The organism is Curtobacterium sp. MCBA15_008, assembly GCF_001865065.1.
GTDB lineage: Bacteria > Actinomycetota > Actinomycetes > Actinomycetales > Microbacteriaceae > Curtobacterium.
Window position 1 is genome coordinate 13,729 of record NZ_MJGN01000013.1, and the last position, 22,305, is coordinate 36,033.

Genomic DNA, 22,305 nt, shown 5'->3' on the forward strand with positions numbered 1-22,305 from the left:
GGGTAGTGCAGACCGTGACCGTTCCGTGACCTGGCCCGAGTCGTGGTCGAATGGACCCGTGACCCTGTACCGCGAACGACTGTGGGCTCCGCCCGTCCTCTACCTGGCGACCGCGCTCGTCATCCCCGCCAGCCTCCTCGTGTTCCTGCCGATCAGCGTCCTGACGGGCGTGCTCGTCGCGATCGGGATGTACCTCGGCGTGGTCGTGCTGCTGTGGGCCCTCGCCCCGACGATCGAGGTCACCGACACCGAGTTCCGCGCCGGCCGTGCACACCTCCCCCGTGCGCTCGTCGGCGAGGTCACCGGCTACGAGGGCGCCGAGGCCACGTCGCAGCGTGGCCCGAAGCTCGACGCCCGCGCGTGGACGCTCTTCCGCGGGTACGTGCGCGGGGTCGTCAAGGTCGAGGTCGAGGATCCGGCGGACCCCACGCCGTACTGGCTCGTGAGCGTCCGCAACCCCTCGGCCCTGGTCGCCGCGTTGCGTTCCTGAGTCGCGGGGCGCGCCGGCTCGGGTTGCGTCGGTCGGGTTGCGTCCGCTGACCCGGGTCGCGTCGATCGGGCACGCGCTGGCCCGGGTCGCGGCGGTCGGGCGGTCGCGCTGGTCCGGGTCGCGTCGGTCGGGCGGTCGCGCTGGTCCGGCCAGGAGGCGCGGCTCGCCCCCGCCACGCCCGTTCCTTCCCATGACGGTCGCGCTGGTCACCAGGAACGGGCGTACTCGGTCGGAAGAACAGACCAGGTACGCCCGATTCGACCGAGTACGCCCGATTCGGACAGGTACGCCCGAGAGGGCCAGGTGCGCGCGAAACGGCCAGGGACGCGAACGGCCCGCCACCCAGCGGGTGACGGGCCGTTCGACTCCGTGCGGTCCTAGAGCGCCGCGCACTCCGCACAGACCGGGCCGAGCTTCGACTCGTGGTCGAGCTGCGAGCGGTGCTTCACCAGGAAGCACTCGACACAGGTGAACTCGTCGACCTGGGGCGGGAGCACGACGACGTCGAGGTCGACGTCGCTGAGGTCCTGTCCGGCGAGCTCGAAGCTGCCGGGGTTGTCGGAATCATCGTCGACGACCCCCGACATCTTGTCGGGAACGCGCTCCTTGAGGGCCTCGATCGACTCCGAGTCAGAGTTGTCGTCGGTCTTCCGGGGGGCGTCGTAATCGGTGGCCATGCCCATCCATTTCTCGTATCGAGAGGTCGTCGCCGGTGATCGGCGGCGACAGTTTGCACCACGGCCCGCCAGAGCGCAAACCGAGAACTGCGGCGGGTCGTTCTGGCGCTGCAACCCGACACCCGTCGTCGCTATTCCCGGGGTCCGGAATCGGCCTGACGGGAGTCCGCGGCACGCCCGTGCGCCTCCCCGGGATCGGCCCGGGACGGCTGCATACTCCTGGGGTACGACGCTCGACCGTACGCGACGCTCGGAAGGCGGAACCATGCAAGACGTGAGAGTCATCGGAGTGGAGTCCGGGGCACTCCTCCTCGCGACCGACGGCGGGACCGAGTTCCGGTTGCCCGTCACCTCGTCGCTGCCGGGCCAGGTCCGGCAGGCGAACCCCGAGGCAGGTCCGCAGAAGCGTGTGTCCCCGAAGGACGTGCAGGCCCGCATCCGCGGTGGTGCCGACGCCGCAGAGGTCGCTGCGGCGCTCGACGTCGACGTGGAGTACGTCCGCCGCTTCGAGGGCCCCGTGCTCGCCGAGCGCGCGTTCGTCCTCGACGCCGCCCACCGTGTGCCGGTCACCCCGGTCGACGACGAGGCGCCCGACACCTTCGGCGAGGCCATCACGGCGAAGCTCGAGGCCGGCGAGGCCACGGCGGTCTCCTGGGCCTCGTGGAAGCACGCCGAGCACGGCTGGCAGGTGCGCGTGCACTACACCGCCGCCGAGGTCGAGCACGACGCGCAGTGGCTCTTCGACCCCAAGACCTCGACGCTGACGCCGGACAACGGCGACGCGCACCGGCTCTCGCACAGTGACGACGAGGGCATCGCGCCCCGGCTCCGCGCGGTCGAGAGCGACCACCAGGACACCGACGGCACGCGGTTCGACTCGGGCGCGTTCCGCGTCGACGAGCCGGACGAGGACGTCACCAACCCCGACGTGCAGGAGCGCCCGCTCCGTGCGCCGCTCCCCCGCATCGGCGTCGCCGCCGTCGAGGAACGCGCCCCGGGCAACGAGACCGCCGACCTGCTCGAGGCCCTTCGGCGTCGCCGTGGCGAGCGGGAGTCCGCCGCGTTCGGCGAGCAGCAGGAGGAGCCCCGCGGCACCTCGATCAGCGTCGTCGACATCCCACTGCAGGGCTTCGAGGACGAGCCCGCGGGCGTCCAGCAGCAGGACGCCCGTCCGGCCTCCGCCCCGGAGTCCGAGGGTGGTCGTCAGGAGCGCAAGAAGCGCAACCGCCGCTCGATGCCGAGCTGGGACGAGATCGTCTTCGGTACACGCCCGGACGACGACCCCGCCTGATCCCGGCAAGCACTGCCAGCGGGGGCGTTTCTACGCGAACGCTCCCGCGAGCCGGAGCGGCACGAGGATCTCGTCGTCGGTCATCGCACCGTGCTGGCCGATCATCCGCTTCGGTTCCTCGCCGTCGCGCAGCCCGCGGTCGTCGTTGAACGCCCACGACCCGCGCGCCACGACGATGACGTCGCCGATGCGGTCGACGACCTCGTCCGAGACCGGGCCGAACCAGCCGGCGGCGATCGCCTCGTCGCGGCTGGCGACGAACGCCTTCTTGCCGTAGCGGGCCCGGAAGGCGCCCACGAGCGCCCGGACGTCGGTGCCCGGTGCGACGGTCAGCTGCCGGCACCGCGGGTCCCCGGCCACCCCGACGACGTCGGTCAGCAACAGCGGGTCCATCGCGATGTTCGCGTGGTCCGGCACGTCCAGGACGCCGTGGTCGGCCGTCACGACGATCCCCACGTCGTCGGCGACCGCACGGTCGAGCCGCGCGAGTTCACCGTCGAGCAGCTCCAGCGCGGCGGTCCACCGGTCGGACTGCCAGCCGTTCTTGTGCCCGATCGAGTCGAGCTCGGGGACGTACAGGTAGACCAGCGAGCGGCCGGTCGCGGTCTCGGCGAGGGCGGAGTCGATGCGCTGCGGGATCGAGTCGGCGGAGACGTACCGGGCACCGCCGAGCACGTTCGCCGTCATGCCCGAGGAGCGGTAGCGCGCCGGGCCGACCACCACGGGGTCGACGTCGAGGGCCTGCGCCGCCGTGAAGAGCGTCGGTGCGAGCAGCCAGCCCGCCGGGACCTCGGTGTCCCAGCCGCCCAGCAGGTTCATCACCGCGCCGGTCTCGGGGTTCCACCCGCTGTACCCGACGACGCCGTGCGTGCCGGGCGACCGGCCGGTCGTCAGGGTGCTGAGCGCCGCGGCCGTCGTCGTGGGGAACCCGCTCCGCAGCTTCTTCTTCCCCGCGGTGAGCCAGCGTGCGTGGCCCGCGCGGGCCGCCAGTGCGCCGGCCCCCAGGCCGTCGACCAGCACGACGATCGCGGAACGGGCGGGACGGAGGGTGATCCGTGCCTCCAGTCCGGTGGTGCGCAACCACGCGTCGTCCGCAGCCCCGAGCGCCACGAGGCAACTCGGGAAGACGTCGGCGAGGTTCGCGGTGGCGTCGGGGGCCGTCGGTACGCTTGTTCCCATCTCCCCCAGTCTCCCAGAAAGGTGCCATGGCACGCACGGAAGCAGTCGGCCTGCCCGACGGTGAACGCATCGAGGACGTCGACGTCTCCGAGGAGATGCAGGGCTCCTTCCTCGAGTACGCGTACTCCGTCATCTACTCGCGGGCGCTCCCCGACGCGCGTGACGGCCTCAAGCCGGTGCAGCGGCGCATCCTCTACCAGATGTCGGAGATGGGCCTGCGGCCCGATCGCGGGCACGTCAAGAGCGCACGCGTCACCGGCGAGGTGATGGGCAAGCTGCACCCGCACGGCGACGGCGCGATCTACGACGCCCTGGTCCGGATGGCGCAGCCGTTCACGATGCGCGTGCCGCTCGTCGACGGGCACGGCAACTTCGGCTCGCTCGACGACGGCCCCGCGGCGGCGCGGTACACCGAGGCCCGCCTCGCCGAGCCGTCGATGGCGATGACCGAGAACCTGGGCGAGGACGTCGTCGATTTCGTCCCGAACTACGACAACCAGATCATGCAGCCCGGCGTACTCCCCGCGGCGTTCCCGAACCTGCTCGTCAACGGCGCGTCCGGCATCGCGGTCGGCATGGCGACCAACATGGCGCCGCACAACCTCGGCGAGGTCGTCGAGGCCGCGAAGCACCTGCTCATGAACCCGCAGGCCACCCTCGAAGAGCTGATGGAGTACGTCCCCGGTCCGGACCTGCCCTCCGGCGGCACCATCGTTGGGCTGTCCGGCGTGCGCGACGCCTACGCCAGCGGCCGTGGCTCGTTCCGCACCCGGGCGAAGGTCTCCGTCGAGAACCTCACGCCGCGCAAGGCGGGCCTCGTCGTCACCGAGCTGCCCTACCTGGTCGGCCCCGAGCGCGTCATCGAGAAGATCAAGGACGGCGTCCAGGCGAAGAAGCTCGTCGGCATCTCCGACGTGAACGACCTGACCGACCGCAACCACGGGCTCCGGCTCGTGATCGGTATCAAGTCCGGCTTCAACCCCACCGCGGTGCTCGAGCAGCTCTACAAGCACACCCCGCTCGAGGACGGCTTCGGCATCAACAACGTCGCCCTGGTGAACGGGTCGCCGCGCACCCTCGGGCTGCGCGAGCTGCTCGACGTCTACGTGCAGCACCGCCTGTCGGTCGTCACTCGGCGGTCGCAGTACCGTCTCGCGCGCAAGCGGGAACGGCTGCACCTCGTCGAGGGGCTGCTCATCGCGATCCTCGACATCGACGAGGTCATCCAGGTCATCCGCACCTCTGACGACTCCGAGGCGGCGCGCAACCGCCTGCGCGACGTCTTCGACCTGTCCGAGGTGCAGGCCGAGTACATCCTCGAGCTGCGCCTGCGCCGCCTGACGAAGTTCTCGCGGATGGAGCTCGAGACTGAACGCGACCAGTTGCTCGCCGACATCGCGGCGCTCGAGGAACTCCTGGCGTCGGACGAGCGGCTCCGTGCCCAGGTGGCGCTCGAGCTGACCGAGGTGTCGGACCGGTTCGCGACGCCGCGTCGGACCCTGCTGACCGAGGCGGACGCGCCGGTCCGCGGCGGCAAGAAGGCGGCGGTCGACCCCGAGTCGCTGCAGATCGCCGACGCGCCGTGCCGCGTGCTGCTCTCCACGACCGGACGGCTCGTGCGCGTGGACATCCCCACCTCGGACCTCGGCATCGTCCGGGTGCCGAAGCGGTCGAAGCACGATGCCGTCCGCTCCTCGGTCGTCTCCACGGTCCGCGGGCAGGTCGGTGCGCTCACCTCGACCGGCCGCGTGCTGCGGTTCTCGCCGGTCGACGTGCCCGCGGTCCCGCCGGCCTCCGTCCGGCTCGACGCCGGCGTGCGAGTGACGGAGTACCTCGGCATCACGAAGAACGAAACGGTCGTCGCACTCGTCGACCTGTCCCCCTCGGCGCCGGACTCCCTCGCGATCGGCACCGCGCAGGGCATCGTCAAGCGGGTCACCGCAGGTGCCTGGCCGGACAAGGACGAGATGGTCGCGATCGGCCTGAAGCACGGCGACTCGGTGATCGGTGCGAGCCAGGCGCCGGAGTCCGAGGACCTCGTGTTCATCACGTCGAACGCGCAGCTGCTCCGGTTCCCGGCGTCCGGCGTCCGGCCGCAGGGGCTCCCCGCCGGCGGCGTCGCCGGCGTGGCGCTGGCCTCGGGCGCCTCGGTGGTCTGGTTCGGGTCCGTCGCCCGCTCCGACGACGCCGTGGTCGCGACCGTGTCGACGTCCTCGGCGGCGCTGCCCGGCACGGACACCGGTCGTGCGAAGGTCTCGGCGCTGTCCGAGTTCCCGGCGAAGGGCCGTGCCACCCAGGGGGTCCGGGCGCACGCGTTCCTGAAGGGCGAGGACGGCATCACCGTGGCGTGGGCAGGCATCGCTCCCCCGCACGCGGTCGGCACGGACGGCGCTGCTCGGACACTGCCGGACTGGCTGTCGAAGCGCGACGGGTCGGGCGCGCCGCTCGACGCCGTGATCGGCACGATCGGTGGGAGTGCGGCGGCGCTCGACGGCACCGCGGGCGAGGCGTAGCGGGCCGCAGGCGCGGCGCCACGTCGGCGCCGGGCCGCCGCGCCGCCGGTGCCGCTCTTTCGCGCTGAGCGACACCTCACGGGCTTCTTGGTCCGTGAAGTGTCGCTCAGCACGAAACGACCCGCGCGCGACCGCCCCGCCCTACGACCGCGCGCGACCGACCCGCGCGACCCGCGCGCACTACACGTCGATGCGGTCCCGGTCGAGACCCTCGCCCGCCAGGATGAACTCCTTGCGCGGGGCCACGTCGTTGCCCATCAGCAGCTCGAACACCTTCGCGGCACTCTCGGCATCGGTGATCCGCACCCGCCGCAGCGTCCGGTGCGTGCGGTCCATCGTGGTCTCCGCCAGCTGGTCGGCGTCCATCTCACCGAGGCCCTTGTACCGCTGGATCGGCTCCTGGTACTTCTTGCCCGACTTCTCGAGCTTCTTCAGCACCGCCTGGAGCTCCTGCTCCGAGTACGTGTAGAGCGTGTCGTTCGGCTTGCCACGGTTGACCACGACGACCCGGTGCAGCGGCGGCACCGCGGCGAACACGCGGCCCTCTTCGATCATCGGCCGCATGTACCGGAAGAACAGCGTCAGCAGCAGGGTCCGGATGTGGGCGCCGTCGACGTCGGCGTCGGACATGATGATGACCTTGCCGTACCGCGCCTGGTCGATCTCGAACGTGCGGCCGGAGCCCGCGCCGATCACCTGGATGATCGAGGCGCACTCGGCGTTGGAGAGCATGTCCGAGACGGACGCCTTCTGCACGTTCAGGATCTTGCCGCGGATGGGCAGCAGCGCCTGGTACTCGCTGTTGCGGGCGAGCTTGGCGGTGCCGAGCGCGGAGTCACCCTCGACGATGAAGAGCTCCGTGCCCTCGGCGTCCTGCTTGCGGCAGTCGGCGAGCTTGGTCGGCAGCGAGGAGTTCTCGAGCGCGTTCTTCCGGCGCTGGGTCTCCTTGTGCGCTCGGGCCGAGATCCGGGTCTTCATCTCGGCGACGACCTTCTCGAGCAGCGTCGCCGCCTGTGCCTTCTCGGTGCGCTGCGTCGAGGTGAGGATCTCGGTGAGGCGCTTCGACACGACCTGGTCGACGATCTTGCGGACCGCCGGGGTGCCCAGCACCTCCTTCGTCTGGCCCTCGAACTGCGGCTCGGGCAGGCGGACGGTCAGCACCGCGGTCATGCCGGCGAGGACGTCGTCCTTCTCGAGCTTGTCCTGCCCGACCTTGAGCTTGCGGGCGTTCGCCTCGACCTGGGTGCGGACGGCCTTGACCACGCCCGACTCGAAGCCTGCCTGGTGCGTGCCGCCCTTCGGCGTGGCGATGATGTTCACGAAGCTGCGGAACACCGTCTCGTAGCCGCTGCCCCAGCGGAGCGCCAGGTCGACCTCGCACTCGCGGTCGACCGACGTGGACACCATGTGGCCCTTGTCGTCGAGCATCGGCACGGTCTCGGTGAAGGTACCGGTGCCCTGGACGCGCCAGACGTCGGTGACGGCGGTGTCGACGGCGAGGTGCTCGACGAACTCGCCGATGCCGCCCTCGTACCGGAACCGCTCCACCACGGGCCCGGCGGCGACCGCGGTCCCGGTGGCCTCGGCCCGAGCAGCGGCGGCCTCGATCGAGGCGGGGCGCGCGTCGGTGATGGTGATGCCGAGCCCGGGCACGAGGAACGCCGTCTGCCGCGCACGGCTCACCAGGTCGCTCGTGCTGAACTTCGCGTCGGCGGTGAAGATCTGCCGGTCCGCCCAGTAGCGGATCCGGGAGCCGGTGACGCCCTTCTTCACCTTGCCGACCACACGGAGCTCACTGCCCGACGTGAACGGTGCGAAGGGCGCGTCGGGTCCGATGCCATTCGCGTCGTCGAAGGTGCCGGGCTCGCCCCGGTGGAACGACATCGCGTAGGTCTTGCCGCCGCGGTCGACCTCGACGTCGAGGCGCTCCGACAGCGCGTTGACGACGGAGGCGCCGACGCCGTGCAGGCCACCGGACGCTGCGTAGGACCCCGAGCCGAACTTGCCGCCGGCGTGGAGCTTGGTGAACACGACCTCGACCCCGGTCAGACCGGTCTTCGGTTCGACGTCGACGGGGATGCCGCGCGCGGTGTCACGGACCTCGACCGAGCCGTCCTCGTGCAGGACGACACCGATCTCGTCACCGTGCCCGGCGAGGGCTTCGTCGACGGAGTTGTCGATGATCTCCCACAGGCAGTGCATGAGGCCGCGGGAGTCCGTCGAACCGATGTACATGCCCGGGCGCTTCCGGACCGCCTCGAGCCCTTCGAGGACGGAGAGATGGCGTGCGGAGTAGTCGGAGCTCACCTTCCGATGCTAGCGATCGGCACCGACACCACCCGCCGGACACTCGGACTGGGGACACTCGATCCGCGCTGAGCGAAATGGGGCCACCACAATGCGTCGTTCCCAGGCATCACGTGTTGAAATGGTCCAACCACCCGGCACCACCTGCGATCCGTGAGGAGCACAGCAATGACCCAGACCGTGCAGGACCCCTCCATCGACGAAGTCAGCAACCACCAGCTGACCGCCGCCGACCGTTGCGACAGCTGCGGCGCGCAGGCCTACATCCGAGCCACCATGGCCAGCGGCGAACTGTTCTTCTGCGCTCACCACGGCGCGGAGTTCAAGGACAAGCTCGCGGCGACCGCCATCGAGTGGCACGACGAGAGCAGCCGACTCTACGAGTCGAAGTAGTCGCGACCGACAGCAGCGACCGACTGCAGACGGGAGGCGCGGTGCCAGCTGGCACCGCGCCTCCCGTCTTTGCGTGTCGCGTTCGACGTCCGCAGCGAGCGTCCGTCAAGCGATCCGCTTGAACGCCTTGTCCACGTAACGGTCCACCGTCGCCCGCGCTTCGCGCGCGTACCGGTCGATCGTGGCGGTCCGTTCCGGATCCGGTGCGTACTCGCGGCCGATCCGAGCCGTGGCCGAAGCGAGGACACCGTCGGTCAACTGCGGGTTCAGCGGCAGGATCGGACCCTGCGTGTGCGTGCCGAACGAGTTCCCGGTGATCGCACCCTCGACCGGCTGCCCGGCCTGGTTCCCGCCGCCGGAGACGACGTCGGCGAACGGCTGGACGCCGGCACCGAGTTCGATCGTCGTGGCGTGGTCCTCGAAGCCGGCCAGCCGCGTAGGAGCGCCCGGCAGGAGCGGGTACCGCGTGTCGAGCACGAAGTAGTTGACCCGGCGCTCGGCACCGCGGACGGCACGGGCGTCGAAGACACCGAACCCGGTGACGACGGCGCCGTCGGTCGGCACGATCTCGTTCGTGGCGAGGTCGAACCCGCCGCCGACGGCGACGATCGGGACGCCGTCGTTTGCGAACGAGCGGAGCGTGGCACCGATGCGGCCGATGTCCTCGCCGAGGGAGCGCATCGCGCTGAGCGGGCCGTTGCCGATCACCACGACGTCCGCCGCGGTCGGCAGTGCGTCGCCCGGCGCGTACTCGAGGACCTCGGTGTCGATGTCCGCCGCGGCGGCCCGGCGGACGAGGGCCGCGACGTTGCCGCGGTCGCCCGAGACACCCATCTGGCGGGGGTAGACGTGCAGGATGGTCAGCCGATCGGCCGTCATGCGGTCTTCTCCATGTCCGGGTGGCCGAGGGCCTTCCGGGCGATCATCATGATCTCGTAGTTGACGATGAAGTTCTTCGTGCCGCTCGTCGTGGCACCGAGCTGCTCCATGTGCTTGATCGCAGCCTCGACGTCGGGGTCCACCTTGCCGATGCGGACACCGGCGTGCTCGAGCGCGATCGCGATCTGCCAGGCCTTGTCGCCCGAGACGACGTCCACGTGGTCGAGCTTCGAGAAGTCGATGTCGTAGATCCACGAGATGTCCGGCGTGCCCTCGTCGATCGCCATGAGCACCTGTTCGGGGTGGTCCGGCAGCGCGTCGAGGTTGAGTTGGAGACTCGCGGCGTTCTTGAACATCGTGAACTCCGCGGACTCCCCCGCGATGGGCAGTCGCTCACCACGGCCGTACGCCGGCTTCATCGTGCCGAAGGCCTTCGTGACCGCCTCGGCGCGGAACTGCGTGCCGAGCGCGGCACTCGCCGTCGCCGTGGCTGCCGCGGCGTCGACCGCGTAGTGCAGGCCGCGCGCGGGCAGGCGCACCGAAATGTCGGCACCGTCGAAGCGGATCGTCGCGCCGTCGCCGGTGTGGGCGACGACCTCGGCATCGGCGGCGGTCTGCGTCCGCTCGCCGGCATCGAAGGAGTCGGCGTTCTGCAGCCCGTTCGGGGCCGCGGCCACGACCTCGTCGCTCGCGCCGAAGCGGAGCACGCGCTGGCCGGGGGCACCGACGTAGGCGTCGAGGAACTGGTCGTCGTGGTTCGTGATGACGTTCGACGTCGACAGGGCCGCCGTGTCGAGCATCATCGTCGCGACGCGCTCGGTCTCGAAGAACCGGTAGAGCTGGTCGACCTGCACGTTGAGCATCGTCACCGTGGACGGCGACAGGATGCCGGCGAGCTCGACCGCGAAAGCCTCGTCGACCTCGAGGATGCCGATGTCGGCCTTGAGGCGGCCGGTGAGCGACACCTCGGACAGCAGCGCGGACGCGATGCCCTGCGGCAGGTTCGCGCCGGACGGGTTGGTGAAGACCCGGAGTCCGTGCGCCCGGACGATGTCCGAGATCATGTGCGTCGTGGTCGACTTGCCGTTCGAGCCGAGCACGAAGACGACGCCGTTCGGGAACTGCTTCGTCACGTGCTGCAGGAAGTCCGGCACGAGCTTCAGGACGATGTACCCGGGGTAGGCGGACCCGCCGCCCCTCGCACGGGCGAGGGCACGGAGGATCCGCCCGATCAGGATCGGGATGAAGAAGCGCATGCCGGCTTACTCGAGGTAGTCGCGCAGCGACTGCGACCGCGACGGGTGGCGGAGCTTCGCCATCGTCTTGGACTCGATCTGACGGATGCGCTCACGCGTCACGCCGAACGTGTCACCGATCTGGTCGAGGGTCTTCGGCTGGCCGTCGCCGAGGCCGAAGCGCATGCGGATCACGCCCGCCTCGCGCTCGGACAGGGAGTCGAGCAGGCTCTCGAGCTGCTTCTGCAGCATCGTGAACCCGACCGCGTCGGCCGGCACGACCGCTTCGGTGTCCTCGATGAGGTCGCCGAACTCCGAGTCGCCGTCCTCACCCAGCGGGGTGTGGAGCGAGATCGGCTCGCGACCGTACTTCTGCACCTCGACGACCTTCTCAGGCGTCATGTCGAGCTCGCGGGCGAGCTCTTCCGGAGTGGGCTCGCGACCGAGGTCCTGCAGCATCTGGCGCTGCACGCGGGCGAGCTTGTTGATGACCTCGACCATGTGCACCGGGATGCGGATGGTGCGGGCCTGGTCGGCCATGGCGCGGGTGATGGCCTGACGGATCCACCACGTCGCGTACGTCGAGAACTTGAAGCCCTTGGTGTAGTCGAACTTCTCGACCGCACGGATCAGACCGAGGTTGCCCTCCTGGATGAGGTCCAGGAACTGCATGCCGCGACCCGTGTAGCGCTTCGCGAGCGAGACGACCAGACGGAGGTTCGCGCCGAGCAGGTGCGACTTCGCACGCTGACCGTCACGGGCGACCCAGCGGAGCTCGCGCTCCTGGGGCTTCGACAGGCCGGTCGAGTGCTGGAGCTTGTCCTCGGCGAACAGGCCGGCCTCGATGCGCATCGCGAGCTCGACCTCTTGTTCCGCGTTGAGGAGGGCGACCTTGCCGATCTGCTTGAGGTAGTCCTTCACCGGGTCGGCGGTCGCACCCGTGATGGTGGTCGAGTAGACCGGTGCCTCGTCGTCGTCGGACTGCGAGATGACGAGCGCACCCGCGGCGACCGCGGCTGCGGCGTCCGGCTTGACGGCGTCCTTCTCGTCGGTCTCGCCCTCGGTGTCGTCGGTCGCCTCAGCGTCGGCTTCGGCAGCCGGGGTCTCCTCGTCGAGGTCCTCGTCGTCGGCCTTCTTCTTCGCCTTCGGGGCGGCCTTCTTCGGGGCGGCCTTCTTGGCGGTGCTCTTGGGGGCGCGCTTCTTCGGCGCGTCCGTCCCGTCGGTCGCCGCGGCGTCTGCCGTGGTGCCCTCGGGCGCGGTGTCGTTCGTGGGCGCGGTGTCCTTGGTGGGATCGATCGTCGTGCTCCGGGCAGCCATGCGATCACCTCTCTCGTCGTGCCACGTTCGTGGGGTCGTGGCCTCCCTCGCCACCCCAGGGCCTGCGCCGCGGTCTCCCGCGTCGTCAGGTCCTACCGTTCCGGGCAGCACTAGGACCCATGTCAAGTCCCCCGGCTTCTGCGGCGCACTGGAGTGCTCCGAGACACAGGAGGCCCGAACGGGTCCGACCTCATTATTGCACGCTCCGCTTCCGCAGGCGCGCAACCAGTGCAACCCAGAGCGGCCCCACCCGTATTCCGTCCTGCGCGTGGAGTTCACGGCGTGTCCGGCGTCGGGCCTGCAGCAGCATCACCACGCCGATCCCCACCACGACGTACTGCACGGTGAGGGCGAGCCGGAAGTTCGCCCACGCGAACACGGTCTGCCCGGTCGCCCGGGCCGCGATGTCGAGGATCGTGCCGATCAGGAACATCATCACGAAGGCGGCCAGGAACCCGCCGACGTTCACGACGCCGTTCGCCGACCCGAGGGACCCGACCGGGTTGAAGGACCGGGCGAAGTCGAACCCGATGAGGGAACCCGGTCCACCGATGCCCATCACGACGACGAGCACCACGAGCAGCCACGTCGGCGGGTGGTCCGGCCAGAGGAGGACGGCGGTCCACATCACGCCGAGGGCCAGCACGATGCCGAGCACCAGGTTCGACCGGCGGAGCGGGAAGCGGGCGCAGAGCAGCCCGAGGAGCGGCCCGACCACGAAGCCGGTCACGACGATGACGGTGAGGAACCCGGCGGCCTCGGACGAGGAGTACCCCAGCCCGCGGAGCATCGGCACGCCCCACAGCAGGGAGAACACCGTGCCGGAGGACTGCGTCACGTAGTGCGACCAGAACCCGAGCTGCGTGCCCGGCCGGCGGAGCGCGTGCCCGAAGGTGTGGAAGGCGCTGCGCCACGAGTGGGGCAACGGCAGCGGGATGGTGTCCGTCCGCACCGGCACCGGCCCGTTGTGCACGAAGACCGCCGCGAGCACGAGGCCGACGGCACTGGCCGCGGCCGCCACGCCGAACGCCGGGGTCCAGCCCGCCGTGTGCAGCAGGACCGCGAACGGGAACGCGGACAGGATCTGCCCGACCTGCCCGAGGTTGCCCGTCCACTGCGAGATCTGCGGCAGGATCCGCCCGCTGAACCACATCGGCACGAGCCGGATCACCGAGATGAACGTCATCGCGTCGCCGGCGCCCACGAGGACCCTGCCCGCGATGGCCGGACCGATCGTGGGCGACACCGCCACGACGGCCTGGCCGACGACGAGCAGCGCGGCACCGAGCAGCACCAGCCGCCGGGGACCGACCCGGTCGAGCGCGATGCCCACCGGGATCTGCAGTCCCGCGTAGACGGCGATCTGCACCACCGCGAGCGTCGAGAGCACGGCCGCCGAGACCGCGAAGCGGTCCTGTGCGTCCACCCCGGAGACCCCGAGCGAGGAACGCTGGACCACCGCCAGCACGTACGCGAGCACCGCGATGCCCCAGACGAGGAAGGCGCGGCGGGAATTCACCCGTCAAGGCTAGCGGCGACGGCCCCGCCGCCGAATCAGGCTGTGGAGAACGTGACGGCCGCGGTCAGGCGGGTCGCGCCTCCAGGCTGCCGCACCTGCTCGGACTGGAGGCGCGGTGCGCGTCTGCCCCGTCAGCTGCGGTCAGTCCGCGGTCGGGTCCACGTCCGGACGACGGTCCGCCAGGAACCGTTCGAGCTCCGCCGCGATCGCGTCGGCCGTCGGGACCTGCCCGTCCACGCCCGTGAGGGGCGAGGCGATGGGGTTGCCCTCCATGTAGGTGTCGTGACGCTCCTCGAGCACCCCGACCAACCGCTGCAGTTCCTCGTTGCCGGCGACCTGCTCGTCGACGCGGGTGCGGAACTCGCGCCCTTCCTCGCGCAGGGCGTCCGACGGGAAGATCAGGCCGGTCGCCGACGAGATGCCGGAGAACGCGGCGACGGCCGCGTCCGGGAACTCCGTGTCGGACAGGTAGTGCGGGACGAGCAGGACCAGGCCGGTGACCTGCTGCCCGAGCTCGGACAGCCGGTGCTCGACGAGGTGCAGGACGTTCGCCGGCGCCTGGGTCTCGGGCTTCCAGACGCTCATCTGCTCGACGAGGTCGGCGCGGGTGCCGGAGACGGTCAGGCTGATCGGCCGCGTGTGCGGGACCGGCATCGGGATCGACTGCACCCAGGTGGTGTCGGCGACGTCGAGGTCGGCGGCCAGGTCGGTGACGGCGCGGACGAACCGGTTCCACTGGAAGTCCGGCTCGTAGCCCGACAGGAACAGGAACGGCTGGCCGAGTTCGTCGCGGACCAGGTGCAGCGCGAGCCGAGGCGGCTCGACGGCGGCGATGTGGTCGTGCTCGAACGTGATCACCGGGCGGCGGGCGCGCCAGTCGAGCAGCACGTCCGGGTCGAACTCGGCGACCAGTTCGGTCTCGAGGTCCTCGAGCACGGCCGACGTCACCTGCGCGACGGCCGAACCGGCGTCCGCGAACCCGGTGAGGCCGGCGATCAGGTGCAGCCCCGCGGGCACGGTCGGCGCGTCCTCGGCGAAGGTGTAGAGCTCCTCGGGGTGGTTCACCGTCCCCATGCTAGGCGGGGCACCGTGATCCCCCGTGCGCGCCGGCCACGCCGACAGCGAACACCTGCTGGATAGGGTTGTCGCATGGTCCGACCGACGCTCTCCACCACCACGTCCAGCCCCGCCACCGTCACCGCCGACGTCCTGGTCGTCGGGATCCGACCCGGCACCGACGGCGGACCCGCGACCATCGCCCCGCCGGCCGTGACGCCCTTCTCCGCGCTCGACGACCTCGACCTGGCGGCCATCGGCGCCACCGGCGCAAAGGACCAGCTCGTGCGCATCCCGGCCACGGGCGTCGAGGCGCAGGGCATCGCGCTGATCGGACTCGGCTCGGGCACCGACGCCGCCGCGATCCGGTCGGCTGCGGGCAGCGCCGTCCGGCAGCTGCCGACCGTCTCCTCGATCGCGCTCGCGCTGCCCACCGACTCGGTCGAGCTCGTCGACGCCGCACTCGAGGGAGCGGCACTCGGCGCCTACTCCTTCACCCGCCACAAGGGCACCGGCACCACCGGCCCGACGCGCGGCGACCAGGCGGTGCAGGTCGTCTCCCCCGCCTCCGTCGCCGCCGACGCCGCGGTCCGCCCGGCGATCGTGGCCGACGCCGCATCGCTCGTCCGGGACCTCGTGAACACCGCCGCCGGTGACCTCGGCCCGTCCGACGTCGCCGAGGTCGCGCTCGCGCAGGCCGAGGGGCTCCCGCTGACCGTCGAGGTCCTCGACGAGGTCGCGCTCGAGGAGCAGGGCTTCGGCGGCATCGCCGGCGTCGGCCGCGGGTCGGTCCGCCCGCCCCGCCTCGTCGTCGTGCGGTACGAGCCGGCCGGCGCGCAGAAGCACCTCGCGCTCGTCGGCAAGGGCATCACGTTCGACTCAGGCGGCCTCTCGCTGAAGCCCGCCGCCTCGATGCTCGGCATGAAGACCGACATGACCGGCGCCGCCACGGTGCTCGCCGCGACCGTCGCCGCCGCGCGACTCGGACTCGACACGAAGATCACCGCCTGGCTCTGCCTCGCCGAGAACATGCCGTCCGGCTCCGCCACCCGCCCGGGTGACGTCCTCACGCTGAAGAACGGCAAGACCGTCGAGGTCACCAACACCGACGCCGAGGGCCGCCTGGTGCTCGGTGACGGGATGGCAGCCGCGTCCCTGGAGCAGCCCGACGCGATCGTCGACGTCGCCACGCTCACCGGGGCGCAGGTCGTCGCGCTCGGCGACCGCACCACCGGGCTCATGGGCAGCGACGACCTCGTCGCGCAGGTCCGGGCGGTCGCCGCGTCCGTCGCCGAGCCGATCTGGCCGATGCCGCTCCCCGAGGAGCTCGACGCCCGGCTCGCCAGCGAGATCGCCGACATGGTGAACGCGACCGTCGGCAACCCGGCGGGCGGCATGCTGCTCGCCGGCAAGTTCCTCGAGCGGTTCGTCGGCGAGGGGATCCCGTGGGCCCACCTCGACATCGCCGGTCCGTCCGAGAACAAGGGCGGCGGCTACGGCTGGCTCGGCAAGGGCGCCACCGGCGTCATGGTCCGCACGCTCATCTCGCTCGCAGAAGAGCTCCAGGCCAAGTAGTAGGTTTGGTATCGGTGGGGCAGCGCGCCTGACGTGCCCCCACCGGAACCAGCGGGACGGGACCGGAACCATGCGGTCCGACCGTCGGACGCCGCTCGCTGCGGTGTCCAGTGGGGCCCGATCGGCCCCGACACGCACGAGGGAGTTGCACCAGGTGACGGAACAGACTTACGACGTCGTGGTCCTCGGTGGCGGCAGTGGTGGCTACGCCGCTGCGCTCCGGGCCGCCGAGCTCGGGATGAGCGTCGCGCTCATCGAGGGAGACAAGCTCGGGGGGACGTGCCTGCACCGCGGCTGCATCCCCACGAAGGCCCTCCTGCACGCTGCCGAGATCGCCGACGGCACCCGTGACGCCGAGAAGTACGGCGTCATCGCCGAGTTCGCCGGCGTCGAGGTCCCGAAGGTCATCGAGTACCAGCAGGGCGTCATCAACTCCAAGTACAAGGGCCTGCAGGGGCTCATCAAGGCCCGCGGCATCACCGTCGTCGAGGGCTGGGGGCGCCTCACGTCGCAGAACACCGTGCAGGTCGGCGAGCAGACCGTGACCGGCAAGAACATCGTCCTCGCGACGGGTTCGTACTCGAAGTCCCTGCCGGGGCTCGAGATCGGTGGTCGCGTGATCACCTCCGAGACCGCCCTGCGCATGGACTACGTGCCGAACAAGGTCGTCATCCTCGGTGGTGGCGTCATCGGCGTCGAGTTCGCCAGCGTCTGGAAGTCGTTCGGCGCCGAGGTCACGATCGTCGAGGGCCTGCCCCACCTCGTGCCCGCCGAGGACGAGTCGATGTCGAAGCAGCTCGAGCGCGCGTTCCGCAAGCGCGGCATCGAGTTCTCCCTCGGGGTCCGGTTCCAGGGCGTCGAGCAGCACGAGAACGGCGTCGTCGTGACGCTCGAGGACGGCAAGACCTTCGACGGTGACGTCCTGCTCGTCGCGGTCGGCCGTGGCCCCGTCACGCAGAACGTCGGCTTCGACGAGGTCGGCGTCACGATGGACCGCGGGTTCGTCACCACCAACGAGCGCCTCGCCACGAACATCCCGAACGTGTACGCCGTCGGCGACATCGTCCCCGGGCTGCAGCTCGCGCACCGCGGCTTCCAGCAGGGCATCTTCGTCGCCGAGGAGATCGCCGGGCTGAACCCGGTCGTCATCGAGGACAAGAACATCCCGAAGATCACCTACTCCGACCCCGAGGTCGCCTCGGTCGGCCTTTCGCAGGCGAAGGCCGAAGAGCAGTACGGCGCCGACAAGGTGGACTCGTACGAGTACAACCTCGCCGGCAACGGCAAGAGCCACATCATCGGCACCGCCGGCTCCGTGAAGGTCGTCCGCGTGGTCGACGGCCCGGTCGTCGGTGTGAGCATGATCGGCGCGCGCGTCGGCGAGCTCATCGGCGAAGCGCAGCTCGCCGTCAACTGGGAGGCCTACCCGGAGGACATCGCGCCGCTCATCCACGCGCACCCGACGCAGAACGAGGCACTCGGCGAGGCGTTCATGCACCTCGCGGGCAAGCCGCTGCACGCCCTGTGAACACCATGACCACCACCACGAACCACCCCTGCGAAGAGGAGTCCACCCGATGAGCGAATCCGTCAACCTCCCGGCGCTCGGCGAGAGCGTCACCGAGGGCACGGTGACCCGATGGCTGAAGAACGTCGGTGACCGGGTCGAGGTCGACGAGCCGCTGCTCGAGGTCTCGACCGACAAGGTCGACACCGAGATCCCGTCGCCGGTCGCCGGCGTCGTGGAGGAGATCCTCGTGCCGGAGGACGAGACCGTCGAGGTCGGCACGCCGCTCGTGAAGATCGGTGACGGCTCCGGTTCCGGTTCGTCCGACGGCGGTTCGGACCAGGCGTCCGACGGTTCGGACCAGGCGTCCGACGAGTCCTCGAACGAGGCCGCTGCCGACGCCGAGGCGCCCGAGGCCGAGCCGAGCACCGAGCAGGAGTCCGAGACCCCCGCCCCGGAGCCCACCGAGCCCGAGCCCGCCCCCGCCGGCCAGACGCAGCCCGCCGCACCGCAGGCCCCGGCCGCGCCGCCCGCCGCTGCACCCGTCCCCCAGGCCGCTCCGGTGCCGCCGCCCGCCGCCGCTCCCCCGGCAGCGGTGCCGGCTCCCGCCGCTGCTCCGGCTCCGGCCGCCGCTCCGGCGCCCGCCGCGTCGGGTTCGTCGGCCCCGAGCGCCGCTGCGTCGGTGCCGAATCCCTCGCAGGACGCCTCGGCCTCCGGCTACGTGACCCCGCTCGTGCGCAAGCTCGCCAACGAGCAGGGTGTCGACCTGTCGACCGTCACCGGCTCCGGGGTCGGTGGACGCATCCGCAAGGAGGACGTCCTCGCGGCTGCCGCCGCAGCCACCGCGGCCCCGGCCGCCGGTGGTTCTGCCGCAGCCGCCCCTGCCGGCCCCTTCGTCGCCGAGGTGTCGCCGCTGCGTGGCACCCGCGAGAAGATGACCCGCCTGCGCAAGGTCGTCGCCGAGCGTGCCGTGCAGTCGATGACCTCGACCGCGCAGCTCACCAGCGTCGTCGAGGTCGACGTGACGAAGGTCGCGCAGTTCCGCGACGCCAACAAGGCGGAGTTCCTCGAGAAGACCGGCTCGAAGCTCTCCTTCATGCCGTTCTTCGCCCTCGCGGCGTCCGAGGCGCTCAAGGCCCACCCGAAGATCAACTCGACCGTGGAGGGCGAGGAGATCGTCTACCCGGAGACCGAGAACGTCTCCATCGCGGTGGACACCGAGCGCGGCCTGCTCACCCCGGTGATCAAGGACGCGGCGTCGCTCGACCTCGCGAAGTTCGCGCAGTCCATCGCGGACCTCGCCGAGCGCACCCGCAACAACCAGCTGAAGCCGGACGAGCTCGCGGGTGGCACGTTCACGCTGACCAACACCGGTTCGCGTGGCGCGCTGTTCGACACCCCCGTGGTGTTCCTGCCGCAGTCGGCGATCCTCGGCACGGGCATCGTGACGAAGCGTCCGGCGGTCGTGAAGGTCGACGGGCAGGAAGCGATCGCGATCCGTTCGTTCGTGTACCTCGCGCTGTCGTACGACCACCGGATCATCGACGGTGCTGACGCATCGCGCTACCTCGTCGCGGTGAAGAACCGCCTCGAGGAGGGCAACTTCGGCCCGAACCTCGGCTACTGATCCGTAGCTCGACCTGAACGGCCCCGGTCCCTGGTGGACCGGGGCCGTTCCCGTTGTCGCCCCGGCTGGTCGGCTCGACGATCACCCGAGGGTGACGACGGCGGCTGCGGTGAGTCCGGATGCGATCACGGCGCCGACCAGGGCTCGGCGGAGTGGGAGACGTCGGCCGCTGCCGAGCGGGATGCCGAGCTCGACGATCTCCTGCACGGTGCCGAGGAGCGTCCGGGTCGGCGGGGTCGCCCGGGTCGGGACGCCGATCAGCAGGTCGAGCTGCACGGGCTCCCACCGGACCGGGCGCGGTGCCGCCGCTGCTCGGACGCACGCGAGGGCTGCCCGGACGGCGTCGGCGTCGCCGTCGAGGGCGGCGGACAGGGCTGCATCGACCGCGGGACGCGCGGGATCTCGTTCGTCCGTGCGCTCCCACACCACCCGTGCTGCCACGAGCAGGATCCGCGCACCGTCCTGGTCAGAGCCACGGCGCCCGTGATCGTGCGTCGCGGTGTGCTGCGTCGCGGTGTGCTGCGTCGCGGTGTGCTGCGTCGCGGCGTGCTGCGTCGCGGTGCGCTTCGTCGCGGCGTGCTGCGTCGCCGTCCTCTCGGCCGGTGTCGCGCCCGGCGGACGGTCGCAGAGCAGGACCGCACCCGCGTCGTCGACCAGGACGTCGTCGAGCCCCGCTGTCCCGATGCACACCGCACCGGACCGTTCGGCCAGTGCGAGTTCGAGGAGCGGCACGGTGAGGGTCACCGCAACGCCGGTCGTCGGGGTGCCGAGCGTGTCGAGGGCCGCTGCCAGCGGGGAGCCCGACGGGCGTGTGACGTCGACCACGAGGCGCCCGTCCGGCGAGCGGCCGACCGTCGCGACCGGCGCGAGGTGGCGGCTGGCCGTACAGGCGCGGTCGGCCGCCCAGGCGAGGAGCGACCGTTCGTCGTCGGACGCGCACCAGTGGATCCGTTCGGTGACCATCTGCATGCCGGACAGCCTGTCGATGGGTGGGTCGCGCCTCCCGGCGGGTGCACCGGACTGTGGAGAACCCTGTTCGCCCACAGCCGGGTCGGGGCGGGTTCGGACATGTCGGCGCAGGCCGTATCCTGGGGGCATGGCACGCAGCACTTCACAAGGAACGACGGCGAAGGAGCCGGGTCGTCTCAAGCAGATGTACCAGGTCTTCACCATGACCCGTCGAGCGGACCCCAGCTCCGTCTGGTGGTTCGCGGTGGCGTTCGTGGTCCCCGTGGCCCTCGGCATCCTGCTCGCTCTGCTCCTGCCGGGGCAGAACTGGCTCGCGATGATCCTCTGGATCGTCGCCGGCGTGTTGCTCGGCGTGCTGCTGTTCCTGATCGTCCTCGGACGCCTCGCAGAACGCGCCGCCTACTCGCAGATCGAGGGGCAGCCCGGTGCCGTCGGCGCCGTGCTGTCGAACTCGCTCCGTCGCCAGTGGCGCTCCAGCGAGATGCCCGTCGCCGTGCACGGCCGGTCGCAGGCCGCGGTCTACCGTGCGGTCGGCACCCCCGGCGTCGTGCTCATCACCGAGGGCCAGCGCGGGAACCTCAACCGCCAGGTCGACGAGGAGCGCCGCAAGGTCCAGCGCATCGTCCCGAACGTGCCGGTGCACGTGGTGCACGTCGCCACCGGCAAGGACGACAAGGACTCCGACGCGGTGACCCTCCACAAGCTCCCCCGTGCCATGAACAAGTACAAGAAGGCGCTCAACCGCAACGAGGTCCTGGCGGTCGCGAACCGTCTCGACTCGCTGACGCAGAGCCCCGCCGCGTCGATCCCGAAGGGCATGGACCCGATGCGGGCCCGTGCCGGACGGCCGCGCTGACCCAGCGTCACGACGCGCGCCGTCGAACGCCCCCGACCGTGCCAGGTCGGGGGCGTTCTGCTGTGCGGGCAGGGTCGGGCTGGCGTCGGGCCGGCCGCGGTTCGCGGTGCGGTCGCCGGCGCGGTGCGCGGCGCGGTTCGCGGCGCGGTTCGCCGGCGCGGCTTCCTCGACGTAGTGCGACGCGGTCGTCGTCGTACGACATCAGCCCTGTCGTCCCTGGGCGCGTGCAGCAGTCGCGCGCGCGGAGCAACGACGACGTCGATGTCGTACGACATCAGCCCTGTCGTGCATCGTCACCGCCGACCTGCACCGACGGAGTCCCGGAAGTCAGCGCACCACGCCTCGGCGCTCCCCCGCCCGACTCAACGCCGGACGAGCACCGTGCCGGCGATGCGGTCGTGCGCGCCCCGGCTGTCCCGGTCGATGATGAGCGCCGGCACGATGAGGCAGAGCAGGAGCGTGCGGACCACCGGACGCCAGATGCCGACGTACCCACCACGGATGGGCACGACCCGCAGGCCGACGCAGATGTGTCCGAACGAGCCCGAGAGCAGGCAGATGAACAGGATCTGCAGCCCGGCGAAGATGGCAATCTGGATCCACGAGTGGGCGATGTCGCCCGAGCCGTTCACCGGCGACCACACGCCGGTGACGAAGGCGACGAGGTCGGCCAGTGCGCCATCGATCAGCAGCGCGACGATCCGTCGGCCGATGCGTCCGACCGACCGGGGGCCCTCTTCCGGCAGCCCGAGGTCCTTGCCGGGCCAGCCGTCCGGGTGCTCGGAGGACGCGGGTGACGGAGTGGTGCTGCGGGCCATGCTGCAAGCGTAGGCGAGACCGGCGACGGCCTCCGCCCCACACCGGCGACGGCCCCCGCCCCACACCGGCGACGGCCCCCGCCCGACACCGGCGGCC

At 71.1% G+C, this 22,305-nt stretch carries 18 protein-coding genes; 8 read left to right on the forward strand and 10 right to left on the reverse strand.

Annotated elements, in window-relative coordinates; genetic code table 11:
- The first annotated feature begins 58 nt into the window (after window positions 1–58).
- Window positions 59–490 carry a DUF3093 domain-containing protein gene (locus tag BIU96_RS06945; RefSeq protein WP_071291887.1) on the forward strand — a complete coding sequence of 144 codons (432 nt, stop codon included), beginning with the start codon at window positions 59–61 and terminating at the stop codon, window positions 488–490.
- A gap of 377 nt (window positions 491–867) precedes the next feature.
- Here the strand turns inward: BIU96_RS06945 and BIU96_RS06950 are convergent, their stop codons facing one another.
- Entirely contained in the window at window positions 868–1,167 is a 300-nt protein-coding gene (locus tag BIU96_RS06950; protein ID WP_031263038.1) for a DUF4193 domain-containing protein, read from the reverse strand.
- Window positions 1,168–1,441: 274 nt separating this feature from the next.
- On the opposite strand from BIU96_RS06950, the gene sepH reads away from it, so the two are divergent.
- Window positions 1,442–2,458: a septation protein SepH gene (gene sepH / locus BIU96_RS06955; protein WP_217642240.1), complete on the forward strand. Its 1,017-nt coding sequence runs from the start codon at window positions 1,442–1,444 to the stop codon at window positions 2,456–2,458.
- 30 nt (window positions 2,459–2,488) lie between these two features.
- Here the strand turns inward: sepH and BIU96_RS06960 are convergent, their stop codons facing one another.
- The gene (locus BIU96_RS06960; protein WP_071291889.1) at window positions 2,489–3,637 is read right to left on the reverse strand and encodes an alkaline phosphatase family protein; all 1,149 of its coding nucleotides are present in this window, start codon (window positions 3,635–3,637) and stop codon (window positions 2,489–2,491) included.
- A gap of 26 nt (window positions 3,638–3,663) precedes the next feature.
- Here BIU96_RS06960 and BIU96_RS06965 point away from each other — a divergent pair, with 26 nt between their 5' ends.
- Window positions 3,664–6,150 carry a DNA topoisomerase (ATP-hydrolyzing) subunit A gene (locus tag BIU96_RS06965; RefSeq protein ID WP_071291890.1) on the forward strand — a complete coding sequence of 829 codons (2,487 nt, stop codon included), beginning with the start codon at window positions 3,664–3,666 and terminating at the stop codon, window positions 6,148–6,150.
- A gap of 180 nt (window positions 6,151–6,330) precedes the next feature.
- Here the strand turns inward: BIU96_RS06965 and BIU96_RS06970 are convergent, their stop codons facing one another.
- Complete coding sequence (locus BIU96_RS06970; protein ID WP_071291891.1) at window positions 6,331–8,457, reverse strand: type IIA DNA topoisomerase subunit B; 2,127 nt, start codon at window positions 8,455–8,457, stop codon at window positions 6,331–6,333.
- 168 nt (window positions 8,458–8,625) lie between these two features.
- On the opposite strand from BIU96_RS06970, the gene BIU96_RS06975 reads away from it, so the two are divergent.
- Entirely contained in the window at window positions 8,626–8,850 is a 225-nt protein-coding gene (locus BIU96_RS06975) for a hypothetical protein (RefSeq protein WP_071291892.1), read from the forward strand.
- A 105-nt stretch (window positions 8,851–8,955) separates the two neighbouring features.
- Here BIU96_RS06975 and BIU96_RS06980 read toward each other — a convergent pair whose 3' ends face one another.
- The 5 genes from BIU96_RS06980 to BIU96_RS07000 form a co-directional block, all read right to left on the reverse strand.
- Window positions 8,956–9,729 (reverse strand): type 1 glutamine amidotransferase, encoded by a 774-nt coding sequence (locus BIU96_RS06980; protein ID WP_071291893.1) that lies wholly within the window; start codon window positions 9,727–9,729, stop codon window positions 8,956–8,958.
- Window positions 9,726–10,985: a MurT ligase domain-containing protein gene (locus BIU96_RS06985; protein WP_071291894.1), complete on the reverse strand. Its 1,260-nt coding sequence runs from the start codon at window positions 10,983–10,985 to the stop codon at window positions 9,726–9,728. Before BIU96_RS06985 ends, BIU96_RS06980 begins: the two co-directional genes overlap by 4 nt.
- A 6-nt stretch (window positions 10,986–10,991) precedes the next feature.
- A complete protein-coding gene (locus tag BIU96_RS06990; RefSeq protein ID WP_071291895.1) occupies window positions 10,992–12,281 on the reverse strand; it encodes an RNA polymerase sigma factor in 1,290 nt (429 codons plus the stop codon).
- Window positions 12,282–12,474: 193 nt separating this feature from the next.
- Complete coding sequence (locus BIU96_RS06995) at window positions 12,475–13,800, reverse strand: nitrate/nitrite transporter (RefSeq protein ID WP_071291896.1); 1,326 nt, start codon at window positions 13,798–13,800, stop codon at window positions 12,475–12,477.
- Window positions 13,801–13,941: 141 nt separating this feature from the next.
- Entirely contained in the window at window positions 13,942–14,874 is a 933-nt protein-coding gene (locus BIU96_RS07000; RefSeq protein WP_071291897.1) for a proteasome assembly chaperone family protein, read from the reverse strand.
- Between the two features lie 75 nt (window positions 14,875–14,949).
- Here BIU96_RS07000 and BIU96_RS07005 point away from each other — a divergent pair, with 75 nt between their 5' ends.
- The 3 genes from BIU96_RS07005 to sucB all read left to right on the forward strand — a co-directional run bounded on the left by BIU96_RS07005 (window position 14,950) and on the right by sucB (window position 19,565).
- Window positions 14,950–16,431: a leucyl aminopeptidase gene (locus BIU96_RS07005; protein WP_071291898.1), complete on the forward strand. Its 1,482-nt coding sequence runs from the start codon at window positions 14,950–14,952 to the stop codon at window positions 16,429–16,431.
- 154 nt (window positions 16,432–16,585) lie between these two features.
- On the forward strand, window positions 16,586–17,959 hold the full coding sequence (gene lpdA, locus BIU96_RS07010; RefSeq protein WP_071291899.1) for a dihydrolipoyl dehydrogenase: 1,374 nt from the start codon (window positions 16,586–16,588) through the stop codon (window positions 17,957–17,959).
- A gap of 49 nt (window positions 17,960–18,008) precedes the next feature.
- Complete coding sequence (gene sucB, locus BIU96_RS07015; RefSeq protein ID WP_071291900.1) at window positions 18,009–19,565, forward strand: 2-oxoglutarate dehydrogenase, E2 component, dihydrolipoamide succinyltransferase; 1,557 nt, start codon at window positions 18,009–18,011, stop codon at window positions 19,563–19,565.
- 81 nt (window positions 19,566–19,646) lie between these two features.
- On the opposite strand, the gene BIU96_RS19755 is transcribed toward sucB, so the two are convergent.
- Window positions 19,647–20,534 carry a hypothetical protein gene (locus BIU96_RS19755; RefSeq protein ID WP_071291901.1) on the reverse strand — a complete coding sequence of 296 codons (888 nt, stop codon included), beginning with the start codon at window positions 20,532–20,534 and terminating at the stop codon, window positions 19,647–19,649.
- A 127-nt stretch (window positions 20,535–20,661) separates the two neighbouring features.
- Here BIU96_RS19755 and BIU96_RS07025 point away from each other — a divergent pair, with 127 nt between their 5' ends.
- Complete coding sequence (locus BIU96_RS07025) at window positions 20,662–21,390, forward strand: DUF4191 family protein (RefSeq protein ID WP_071291902.1); 729 nt, start codon at window positions 20,662–20,664, stop codon at window positions 21,388–21,390.
- Between the two features lie 362 nt (window positions 21,391–21,752).
- Here the strand turns inward: BIU96_RS07025 and BIU96_RS07030 are convergent, their stop codons facing one another.
- Window positions 21,753–22,208 carry an RDD family protein gene (locus tag BIU96_RS07030; RefSeq protein WP_071291903.1) on the reverse strand — a complete coding sequence of 152 codons (456 nt, stop codon included), beginning with the start codon at window positions 22,206–22,208 and terminating at the stop codon, window positions 21,753–21,755.
- Between the last annotated feature and the right edge of the window lie 97 nt (window positions 22,209–22,305).